An 11,903-nucleotide genomic window follows, 5' to 3' on the forward strand; every position below is an offset into this window, starting at 1 on the left:
CAACATTTATGTTACAGAATTACCTTTAATCAATAAAACAGGAATGTCTGTAAGACGAAGTACTTTCTCAGCCACACTACCCAGAAATAACCGACTAAACCCACGACGTCCATGGCTACCCACAACAATCAGATCAGCCTTTACCTCCAATGCCTGGGCAATAATTATTTCAGCCACATGCTCGTGAACCGATCTTAATTCGCTCAATAGAGTCGTATAGTCTACCGAATGATGTTTAGCGAGAACTTTTTTTGCTGAGGTTAATATTTTTTTACCTTCTCTTCTGATTAATTCTATTTGGGCACAACAATCAATACAAAGCCCTCCACGATAGACATAACGTTCATCAGCTACATGAAGAATAAATAATTTCGCATTATTATTTTCTGCTAAACTCACTGCAGCATGCAAGGCTTCTCGGGCAGTGTCACTGCCATCAATTGCGACCAAAATTACCTTGTACATAATATCGCTCCCTGCATTCCTACTCGAGTTAGCTTAAAGAAACGAATCTAAATCAAAAGTAGAATACTTATTCAAGGCTTTACCATGACTCACTAGAAAAGCATCTGCCGTTTTACGCCCCTCTTTAAAAAGCATACGTAAAAAATCCCATTCAGCATTAAGCTTGGAAGAATAGCCCAATTTGACCATTTTCGCGCTGGTAATTCGGTGTATGCGCATTTTTGCCCAGCGATCTCGCTCTCCGGAATCCGCATTAACGGTTTTGCGTAATAAGGCGATCATCCGTAACTCTTTCATCAAGGTTGCATTAAAAGCAACCTCATTAAGGCGATTGAGTATGTCACGAGCGGTTTTCGGAGTTCCTGGTCGCTCGACTGGATTAATTTGCACCAATACCGTGTCACTAGACTCACACTCTTGCACCAATGGCGTAATAGTAGGATTACCGGTGTATCCACCATCCCAATAAGCTTCCCCATCAATTTCAATGGCTTGAAACATTAAGGGCAAACACGCTGATGCCAATAAAACATCGGCGTTAATTTCTTTATTTTTAAATACCTTACCACGCCCCGTACGCACATTAGTTGCCGTAATAAATAACTTAATTGGGGACTCGGTCAGTAATGAAAAATCAATACTTTCTGCAAGAATATCACGCAATGGATTAAGCGCGATTGGATTTAGATCATAAGGTGAAAACACATGGCTAGCCAACTGAAAAGTAAGAAAGGATGGAGAATAATCCATAGTCCATTTCCCAGAGACAATATCCAACCATCCTCTTTGTAATGGACTAAAGCGAGCGGTTTCTGAAACCCGATACCAAAATGCATGTAAAGCCCTACGCGCACCTTCCGCTCCATTACGGGTAAAACCACTAGCCATAACCGCAGCATTCATAGAACCCGCTGAGGTCCCTGAAATTCCTTCAATTTTCACGCGAGGCTCTTCAAGCAAACGGTCGAGAACTCCCCACGTATACGCTCCATGAGCACCGCCGCCTTGCAATGCCAAATCAATAAGAACAGGCTTCCCTCGTGTCTTGGATCCTTGCGATTTTTTGTCCATTAATTGCCGCACCTAAAGACATACCTATAGCTAAGTTTAGCAGTCTTTTACATGAACGTTTTTGAGCCGTTGCGGACAAATAATTAACTATCCAACTGCACCAACAAATCCCGAGCATCAGAAAGCCCATGGTCATCTACAGCTCTTACTACAAACTTCCCCGGGCGGGCACTCCATAGAAAAGATTTTCCCGCCTTTGTTTTCGCAACGAAGGTTTCATTAACAAACCAATACACATAAGCAATTCCTGCATCAGTAACTGCCGTAAACGGAATCGTATTATTTTGTTGCGAATTAGCACGGACAATATAACTAATACCCGCCTGTGGCGAGGTAATTTGTGGTGTGATTCCTATATTACTTGATAAGCTACAATCGGCCTCAAAGAACGGCGGTATATGTCGCTGTATCCCTGCCCGTTTAAAAATATGCAATAAATCGGAGGGCCAAAACTCAAACACCTCAAAGCGAGTATTTTCATCAATATGACAGGTTCGCAATCCATTTTTGCTATTAATCGCTACTTCACGATAAATTGTATCTGTTTTAATAGGAGATTTTCCTGGAATAAACCACGTCCACTCCCGAGCTTTGCAAAAACGTGTGGGTAACATCCCCGAGGCACTGCAGACTTCAACCTTTTTAAGATTCATGTGTTCGGGATGTTTATCTAAAGATTGCAAAGGGCCGCGTTCTTGCTTAAGGGCATCTACTAATTCAAAAAACAAAGGGGCTGCGATGTCTTTTCCAATAAAAGCTGGGTTTGCTTTATTATCGAAATTACCTACCCAAACCGCCAAAGCATAAGGTCCAAAAATACCGACACTCCACGCATCTCGATATCCCGAAGACGTGCCCGTTTTCCATGCCACCGGTAATTGCGACCAACCTCGGTAGTTTACATCCTGATGCGGTGTACTTTGCAACATGTCCAAAACCAAATAGCTGGCCTCCGAACTTAATAAACGCAGCCCTTTGGGCTTCATTTCTTTTTGCAACAAACGCGCAGGATACCAAACTCCATCATTAGCCAACATGGCATAGAAACCAATCAACTCGCGCATGCTTAATTCCACCCCGCCCAAGTTCAACGATAAACCATAGTATGATTCCGAGCGCAGATGACTCACCTGCCCTTGCTCTAATAGTTGATGCAGTGAAGGCTTACTTAATAGACTAGACAAATAAATAGCTGGAATATTACGACTTAACACTAAAGCATCCCGTGCTTTGATTGGCCCCATAAAGTCATAATCAAAATTTTCTGGATTGTAGCCATTAAAACTATGCGGCACATCTTTTAAAACTGTATTGGGGTGGATTAAGCCTTGATCCAATGCCAGCCCATAAATAAATGGCTTTAAGGTAGAGCCCGGGGAACGTTTGGTTTCAGTACCATTAATTTGCCCACCTATTTCACGATTGAAAAAATCAGCAGACCCCATTAACCCTTTAATTCCCATATCGCGAGTGTCCACTAATAAAACCGCGGCGTTGTGAACCCCTAAGCCTTTTTTTCTCGCTAAATAACTTCGAGTAATCCGTTCAATAATAGTTTGTGAACGTGAGTCCAAGGTAGTCACAATATCTTGCTGTTTAGAAACCTCTGATAAAACTTTATTCACAAAATGCGGCGCTGCAAAAGGCAAAGAACGATTTGTTTGCATGACTAAAGGCAGATCAAACATTACTCTTTTATTTTTATCCTCGGGATGCTGATCTAGCCACCGTTGAAACAAGTGCGCTCTAATCTTTTTCAAGTCTTGATTATTGGGCGTTCTCTTTCCAGGATTTTGAGGAATAATACTCAAAGTTAATGCCTGAGGTAAGCTTAGTTTATCCACTGATGTACCAAAATAGACCAAACTTGCTGCGCCCACCCCCTCAATATTGCCTCCATAAGGAGCCATATTGAGGTAAGCTTCTAAAATTTCATCTTTGCTGTAATGCATCTCAATTTGAATTGCGCGAATAATTTGCCACAGCTTTCCTGTTATTTTTTTGGAGTTGATTCCATAGTGCATCCGCGCCACTTGCATAGTAATAGTGGAAGCGCCTACCCGTCGGGATTTAACCGCATAAGTTTGCCAAATTGCCTTCGCTGTGGCTAAAGGATTGATTCCATAATGAAAATGAAAATATTGATCTTCTTGCAAGAGAGTTGCATCAATTAATTGTTTTGAAATTTTGGGCAACGGGGTGAACAGGCGATATTTATCATCTTGGCTTAAAGTGAGCCTTAATAATTGGTGATGATCGTCATAAACCGCCCTGGAAAAACGGGTGTCATCCAATAAAACCGGTTTGGGTAAAAAAAATAATAATGCAAAGCCGCTGACAAACAGCAAAACAAGGATTATGCTTAAGCGTTTTAAATTTTTTTTCATGTTCGCTATTATGCACCAAAAAGAGTAAAATGGCGCCAATTTTGAAAAGAAATTAATAAAAAGGAAATAAAGTCCATTTAGCACTACCATTAGATTTAAGGAGTTGTCCTTCCCGCAAATGAGGACTTTAACTTAGCTTTAAACAAAAAATCCCGTCGAGCCAAGGCTCGCTTAACAGCCAGGATATATTATGAGCAAAAAAATATTAAATGCTTTCTCTGCTGTGTTTGGCAAATTAAATTGGAATAGTCCTCCCTGGCTGAGCTATCTAAAAAATAAATCGAAAGCATCTCCCAAGACATTTTGGGGAGGAAGTTTACTCGCCTTGCTCATATTATGCGCCGCAGGATACACTGCACATTGGTATAAAAACCGCCCTCAGCCAATATACACCATCGCCGAGATTACCCCCCCAGCCATTACTCCCAACGAAGAAACTTTAGTTCCGGGAAATTTAGTGATTGATTTTGGGGTGAAAAATAAGAATGGCTTTATTAATAAATCCGTTGCCCCTTTAAGTTTAGTTGGCCAAATAATAACCAAAGGTATTGAAATATCCCCAACAGTTCCAGGCACCTGGAGCTGGAGCACCGACAGTCAATTAACCTTTGTCCCTACTGAAGATTGGCCTGCAGGACAAAAATACACAATTAAATTTGCACCGGACTTTTTTGCAGCTACAGCGAACATGGAGTCTAATAGTTATTCATTTTCAACTCAGCCATTCGTCGCTAAAATCGCCGAATTCAAACTCTATCAAGATCCTGTACATGTAGAAGTAAGAAAAGCAGTAGCTACGATTGAATTCAATTTCCCCGTAAATCCTGAAAGCCTAGAAAAAAATACAGCTTTAGCATTTCAAACTCAAGAAAAAGGAAAGGCAGGGAACACCACCGAATCGCTTCCCTTCTCTTATACCTATGATCAGCATAAACGGGTTGCTTATTTAAATTCAGACACCATTAACATTAAAGATGTTGCCCGCTTTTTACGATTAGCACTAAATAAAGACGTAAGTTCATTAACTAAATCAGCAACGTTAAACAAAGAGCTATCCGATAAAATATTAATTCCCGATGCCAATGGCTTCCTTAAAGTGACCTCCGCATCAGCCTCTATTATCAGAAATGAAAAAGACCGTCCCGAACAAATTCTGACGGTTGAAACAACTTTAGGCATTAACGAAAGTGAATTTAATAAATCAGTACATTTTTATTTATTACCTAAAGATCGCCCCGCTACAGCAGCGGAGCCTGCAAAAGAAAATTATGAATGGCAAAACCCTGGAGAAGTAACTCAAGATATTTTGGCTTTAGCCACTCCATTGACAAAAGAAACACTGCCAACTGAGCAAAACTATTCTACACTACATAGCTTTAAATTCACGGCAAAAACGCCTAGTTACATTTACGTTAAAATCGATAAGGGCATGAAAGGATTTGGCAACTTTAGCCTGAGTAACGGATATGCTAGTGTAATACCTGTTCCAGTTCTTCCTAGAGAAATCAGCTTCTTACATAAAGGCTCTCTATTGGCTTTAGGGGGGGAAAAGAAACTATCCGTGTTAGTACGTGGTGTGTCCGCGGTCAAATTTGATTTTGCACGCGTACTGCCAGACAATGTCAACCAACTCGTCACGCAGACCCAAGGCGACTTTAATAACCCCTACTTTATTAATCCATCGTTTAATCAACAAAACATCAGTAAAATTTCTAGTGATATTCAGCAATTTGACACTTCGGACTTAGCGAAACAGCAATATACTGCCCTAGATTTTAGTAAGTATCTCGCTACTGAAACAAATACTTCTGGCCCTCAAGGATTGTTCCTCTTACAAGCAACTGAGTGGGACACAGCCCATAATTCTCCTATGGATGTCAAAGCCAGTCGCTTAATACTTATTACAGACCTTGCCCTCTTAGTGAAAGATAATAATAACGGCAGTCATGATGTGTTTGTTAACTCCATTACTCAAGGAGGACCAGTAGCTAATGCCACCGTAACGGTTTTAGGTAAAAATGGCCTACCTATTTTATCTCGAGTTACTGATGCCCAAGGTCGTGCAAACTTCCCCACCTTAAAGGATTTTATTGAGGATAGAGAACCTACTGTATATCTTGCACAACTGAATAATGATGTTTCCTTTATTCCATTTAATAATACAAATCGCCAACTAAATTTTTCCAAATTTGACGTCGGGGGACTTTATACTTACTACAGCCAAGACATGCAAAGTTTAACTGCTTTTCTGTTCTCTGATCGCGGTATTTACAGACCAGGCGACACAGCACATATTGGCATGATTGTGAAGCAAACCTTTGCACAGTCACAACCCGCAGGCTTGCCCTTGCAGGTTACCATTGTTGATCCACGCGGTACGACCGTAAAAGATGAGAAAATTACACTCAATGATTTAGGCTACATGGACCTTGATTTTGTTACCAATGCAAGCGCCCCTACTGGTCAATACACTGTGAACTTGTTCTTAGTTAAGGATAATCACCCACAAAATCTATTAGGCTCTACTACTCTGCGAGTTTCTGAGTTTTTACCCGATAGAATGCGTATTAACACTAGCTTATCACCTAAGCCTGCCTCAGGCTGGAGTTCTCCGGTAAACCTTAAAGGTCAAGTTAGCTTGTGGAATCTTTATGGAGCCCCTGCTGCAAATCGGACAATAAGCGGCAAAATTCTGCTAGTCCCCCAAAAAGTACAGTTTTCCAAATACCCAGACTATGTATTTGCAGATCCATTAATGGATCCGAAAAAAACGGCCAAGGTATTTACAGAAGCCTTAGCAAACGCGAAAACCAATGAAAAAGGTGAGGCTGAGTTTGATTTAAATCTTGGACGTTTTGAACAAGCAACCTATCAACTAACCTTTTTTGCGGAAGGTTTTGAAGCAGATGGAGGTCGTAGTGTTACTAGTCAGGTTCAAACCCTAGTCAGCCCACTGTCTTATTTTGTAGGCTATAAAGCAGACGGCGACCTAGCGTTTATCAAACAAAACACTGCGCGTACCGTTAATTATATTGCCGTAAACCCTGAGTTGAATAATATCGATGTAAGTGACTTGAAAATACAATTGGTTTCTTTACATCCCATAACCACTCTGGTTAAAAAGCCTGATGGTACCTACCAATATCAATCCATAATCCAATCCAGTATTGTCAGTACCACCCCGTTTGCTATTGGTAAAGAAGGTACAAAGTATAGCTTACCAACGCAAACCATTGGTGATTATTCTCTAAGTGTTCTGGGTAAAAATGATACGGTACTTAATCAATTAAAATTTAGCATTGTGGGTGCTAGCCAACAACCTTTAGCAAAAAATGCTGAATTATCAATTAAACTAAATAAAGCTGAATATCATGCCAATAACGACATAGAAATTCAGATTACTGCACCTTATACCGGTTCAGGATTAATCACCATAGAGCGAGATAAAGTCTATGCTGCCCAATGGTTTAAAACTGATACTACCAATTCGGTGCAAACCATCCATATCCCTGCTGATTTTCAAGGAAATGGGTACATTAACGTAGCCTTTATACGTGACTGGAATTCTCCGGAGCTCTTTATTAGTCCATTAAGCTACAGTATCGCACCTTTTTCAGTAAATCATGATAACCATAGTGTTAAAATTGACTTAAATACAGCAACAGTCTCTCGCCCTGGTGAACCATTGACTATTGAGTACAGTACCGATAAACCTGGAAAAATCATTGTATTCGCAGTAGACCAAGGCATTTTACAGGTGGCCCGCTACACAACTCCTGACCCGCTTGCCTTCTTCTTCCAAAAACAAGCGCTGGAAGTGTTGACCGAGCAAACTGTGGATCAGATTATTCCTCAATTTATTCAATCTCGAGAATTGTCCGCAATTGGTGGTGATAATGGCGAAGAAAATATGGCGAGCCGCCTCAATCCATTCAAACGTAAGACTGATTTGCCCGTAGTGTTTTGGTCTGGTCTTCAGGATGCAGATAGCACCCCACGCCAGCTTGTTTATCAAGTTCCAGATTATTTTAATGGCAGTATTAAAGTAATGGCCGTGGCTGTATCAACTGATTCAGTTGGCTCTAAAGATACCTTAACAGAAATTCGGGGTGATTTTATCATTAACCCCAACGTGCCTAGCTTTGTAGCTCCTGGTGATGAGTTTGAAATCTCTTCATCTATTGCCAATAACATTAAGGGTTCAGGAGAACACGCTTCAGTTAACGTAGTTTTGACCACTTCACCTGAGGTTGAAGTTATTGGTGCTTCCTCACAAACCTTAGAGATTGCAGAAGGCAAAGAGCAAACTGTTCACTTTAAATTAAAGGCCAAATCATTATTAGGTTCTGCAACTGTTGGATTTAAAGCAACAGCAGCGGATAAGTCAGGTAGCATGAGTGCCACCTTAAGTGTCAGACCGGCAACACCTCTAATGACTTATATTGATAGTGGTAAATCTAAAGACGCACAAAAAACTTTGGATATCATGCAAACTTTTTATCCTGAGTACCGTAATGTAAACGCAACGCTCTCTACCAGCCCATTAATCCTGGTATTTGGTTTGCAACGTTATTTGGATAATTATCCTTATGGTTGTACAGAGCAATTAACCAGCAAGGTTATGCCTTTATTAGCAATGAACAATCAAACCGGTTTTGCCAGTGAAACGAAGGAAATCACGAGTAAAATAAATGCTACTGTGCAAATGCTAAGCCAACGTCAAATGTCTAGCGGTGGATTCAGCTACTGGCCAGGCCTTGGTGATAACCAAGGAAACGATTTTGCTTCCGTTTATGCAATGCATTTCTTAACTGAAGCAAGAGCTCAAGGATTTACCGTGCCTAATGATCTCTTCTTTAATGGCATAAATTACTTAAAAACGCTGGCAAGTCAAAATGTTTCTGATTTGGATGCAGCACGAACCCAAGCTTATGCAATCTACATTTTGACACGTAATGAAATTGTTACCACAAACTACATTACGAATTTGCAATTGTATTTAGAACAAAATTACGCAAAGCAATGGCACAATGACATTACTGCGGTTTATCTTGCGGGTGCTTATCAATTGCTGCAAAGTCATGAAGAAGCAAATCAATTGATTGGCCAATACAAGGCGCAGCTTGATCTGTCTTCAGATACAGACTTCTACGACAGTAATATTGCGGATGCACAATACCTCTATATTGTGGCCAAGCATTTCCCCAATTTATTGCCTCAAGTAAGTGATACAGTATTAATGCGCTTGATCGATGCGATTAATAACAATGAAATTAATACGGTATTATCAGGTTATGTCAGCCTAGCATTAGGATCTTATCCTCAAAATACCACAATTAATACTTCCTCTAGCTTATCCATGACCAAAATCTTGGCCAATAATGAGCAGGTTCCTGTACCAGTTAATAATGCCAATTACCAAAAGGCCTCTTTGGGTGCTGATACCAAGCAAATCCGTTTTGAAAATCCAGGGAAAGAACTGTTCTTTTATCAGCTCATACAATCAGGATTTAATACGATTCTTCCCAAAGAACCTGAGAAATCAGGTATTGAGATCTTTAGGGAGTACCGCGATGCTCAGGGACATGCAATTACATCAACTGCTTTAGGTAGTGAAATTGAAGTTCATATTCAAGTTCGTACTTTAGAAGTAGATTATTTAACCAATATTGTTATTGAAGATCTATTGCCAGGTGGATTTGAAGTGGTGCGTGATTCCGTAAAACTTAATAATATGGATTATTTCGATGTACGCGAAGACCGAGTTAATTTCTTCGGTGGCTTGAGTAGTACCGCAACGGAATTAATTTATAAGATTAAAGCGGTTAACATTGGTAAATATACTGTTCCTCCGATATTTGCTGAAGCGATGTATGATCCGAATACCTTTGGTCGCGGAGCTGCTTCGAGCATTACCGTGACGCCAGGAAAATAAAAACTATATAGCCTGTGTGCATGTAACCAGGCTACACCGCCCCAAAAAAGACCATTATTTTCATTTATTAGTCTACACTTTATATTGAACTTGTATGTTATACAGGCAAGCTGATAAGGATATTGACACCAACCACTTGAACGAGGTTAAAATGAAAAAAATGGAATCAATTAAACTTGCTACCCCAAATGATCTTGCACCGAAAGATCGACGCATAATTGCCCAAGTAATTAACCCACTCGTAGCAGACACTTTTGCCTTATATGTTAAGACAAAGAATTATCATTGGCACATGTCTGGCCGTCATTTCCGTGACTATCATTTATTACTTGATGAGCAAAGCGATCAGATTTTTGCGATGATTGATGTATTGGCTGAGCGTGTACGCAAGCTAGGTGAAGAAACCATTCATTCAATCGGTCAAATTAAAGAATTACAACACGTTAAAGATGTCAACTCAGTATTATCTCCTGAAGATATGCTACATGATTTAATGCTAGAAAATAAAAACTTTTTAACTCGCATGCGCGCTGCCCATGAAATTTGCAGCGAAAAAAATGATGTGGCTACAACTAGTCTTTTAGAAAATTATATTGACGAGGCCGAGCGAAGAGTCTGGTTCTTATTTGAAACCGTAGGATCATAGTCTTAGAGGTTTTATGGCGAAGGATCTCCTGATTGTGGTGTCTGCCACATTCTCGAGGTCCCTCAATTTGGTGAGTAGTTTATTTCTACAACCAAAACATCCGTACAAAAATATACAATAGAGTCATTCCAATTATAGGAATAATCACAAATCCCAAAAAAACATGGATTTGAATTCTATTTTCTGCTGATTCTCGGTAAAACTTTTTAAACCGTTTTAATAAAGACATTATTTTATACACTCCAAGATAAATTCCTTCCTACTTCATGACGTGTACCGCTGCAAGCGACCTCTCTTCTCACCCAAATTTTAGGTGGCCCATAGCCCATAGGACATTGAGTCGCCTCAAAACTCAAGGTTAGGCCAAAATCCAACCTACACGTCATTGCACAATTTCAATTAGGCCTCCCGTTTAAATGCATCAGGATATTTATCCCCCTTTACTGCATTCACAGGAACCAATCGCTCTAATAATTGCAAATCCTCTTCAGACAACACCACATCAAGCGCCCCCATATTATCCTTAAGATAACTTAAACGTTTTGTTCCTGGAATTGGAATCACCTTACCGGGCTGAGCCAAAATCCAAGCCAGGGCTAGCTGACCTAAACTACATTGTTTTGATTCGGCAATTTCACTTAACTTAATAATAATCGATTGATTTTTATTAAAGTTTTCTCCTTGAAACCGAGGCAGTAAATGGCGAAAATCATCCGCCGCTAATTGTGCCATATTCGCGATTGCTCCGGTCAAAAATCCTCGCCCTAAAGGACTATAAGCTACAAAACCAATTCCCAACTCCTGGCAAGTAGGCATAATTTCATGCTCGGGATTGCGCTCCCATAACGAATATTCTGTTTGCACGGCAGCAATAGGATGAACTTGAGCAGCACGTCGAATAGTATCAGGTTTTACCTCAGAAATACCGATATACCGTACCTTACCTTCTTTTACTAACTCAGCCATCGCCGCAATTGAATCCTCTATTGGGGTTTGCTTATCCACACGGTGCAAATAATATAAATCAATAACTTCTGTTGCTAAACGCTTTAAGCTAGCCTCACACGCTTTTTTAATATAGGCAGGCGAGCCATTAATAATGTAGTCTCGCGGTCCACCACCTGCTTGCTTAGTAAATCCCACTTTGGTCGCCAAAACAATGCGATCCCGCCCCCCTTTTATTGCTTTAGCAATGAGCTCTTCATTATGCCCCCAGCCATACATGTCTGCCGTATCCAATAGTGTTACACCTAATTCCAGCGCACGGTGAATGACTTCTATAGAATGAGCATCGTCTGTGGGCCCATAAGATGTCGACATCCCCATACACCCAAGCCCTATTGAACTAACCCAAGGTCCATTTTTACCTATCTGTCTTTGTTCCATAACGAAGGGTTCC

At 40.4% G+C, this 11,903-nt stretch carries 6 protein-coding genes; 2 read left to right on the plus strand and 4 right to left on the minus strand.

The window, feature by feature from the left end; translation table 11 throughout:
* Positions 1-6 precede the first annotated feature (6 nt).
* The 3 genes from E1P08_RS01900 to pbpC form a co-directional block, all read right to left on the minus strand.
* A complete protein-coding gene (locus E1P08_RS01900) occupies positions 7-465 on the minus strand; it encodes a universal stress protein (protein ID WP_133135323.1) in 459 nt (152 codons plus the stop codon).
* A 33-nt stretch (positions 466-498) separates the two neighbouring features.
* On the minus strand, positions 499-1,536 hold the full coding sequence (locus E1P08_RS01905) for a patatin-like phospholipase family protein (protein ID WP_133135324.1): 1,038 nt from the start codon (positions 1,534-1,536) through the stop codon (positions 499-501).
* Between the two features lie 83 nt (positions 1,537-1,619).
* Positions 1,620-3,923, minus strand: a complete 2,304-nt coding sequence (pbpC, locus tag E1P08_RS01910) for a penicillin-binding protein 1C (protein WP_133135325.1) — start codon at positions 3,921-3,923, stop codon at positions 1,620-1,622.
* Between the two features lie 190 nt (positions 3,924-4,113).
* On the opposite strand from pbpC, the gene E1P08_RS01915 reads away from it, so the two are divergent.
* Together E1P08_RS01915 and E1P08_RS01920 are read left to right on the plus strand one after the other, a co-directional pair.
* The gene (locus E1P08_RS01915; RefSeq protein ID WP_133135326.1) at positions 4,114-9,858 is read left to right on the plus strand and encodes an alpha-2-macroglobulin; all 5,745 of its coding nucleotides are present in this window, start codon (positions 4,114-4,116) and stop codon (positions 9,856-9,858) included.
* A gap of 151 nt (positions 9,859-10,009) precedes the next feature.
* A complete protein-coding gene (locus E1P08_RS01920; protein WP_133135327.1) occupies positions 10,010-10,504 on the plus strand; it encodes a Dps family protein in 495 nt (164 codons plus the stop codon).
* Between the two features lie 399 nt (positions 10,505-10,903).
* Here the strand turns inward: E1P08_RS01920 and E1P08_RS01925 are convergent, their stop codons facing one another.
* Positions 10,904-11,890 carry an aldo/keto reductase gene (locus tag E1P08_RS01925; protein WP_133135328.1) on the minus strand — a complete coding sequence of 329 codons (987 nt, stop codon included), beginning with the start codon at positions 11,888-11,890 and terminating at the stop codon, positions 10,904-10,906.
* Positions 11,891-11,903: the final 13 nt, after the last annotated feature.

It is taken from the genome of Legionella rowbothamii, from assembly GCF_900639985.1.
Classification (GTDB): Bacteria; Pseudomonadota; Gammaproteobacteria; order Legionellales; family Legionellaceae; genus Legionella; species Legionella rowbothamii.

What these genes read in the sequence shown, in the direction of transcription:
- E1P08_RS01915 (WP_133135326.1), top strand. Translation starts at nt 4,114, where the DNA reads ATGAGCAAAAAAATATTAAATGCTTTCTCTGCTGTGTTTGGCAAATTA.
- pbpC (WP_133135325.1), bottom strand. Translation starts at nt 3,923, where the DNA reads ATGAAAAAAAATTTAAAACGCTTAAGCATAATCCTTGTTTTGCTGTTT.
- E1P08_RS01920 (WP_133135327.1), top strand. Translation starts at nt 10,010, where the DNA reads ATGAAAAAAATGGAATCAATTAAACTTGCTACCCCAAATGATCTTGCA.
- E1P08_RS01900 (WP_133135323.1), bottom strand. Translation starts at nt 465, where the DNA reads ATGTACAAGGTAATTTTGGTCGCAATTGATGGCAGTGACACTGCCCGA.
- E1P08_RS01925 (WP_133135328.1), bottom strand. Translation starts at nt 11,890, where the DNA reads ATGGAACAAAGACAGATAGGTAAAAATGGACCTTGGGTTAGTTCAATA.
- E1P08_RS01905 (WP_133135324.1), bottom strand. Translation starts at nt 1,536, where the DNA reads ATGGACAAAAAATCGCAAGGATCCAAGACACGAGGGAAGCCTGTTCTT.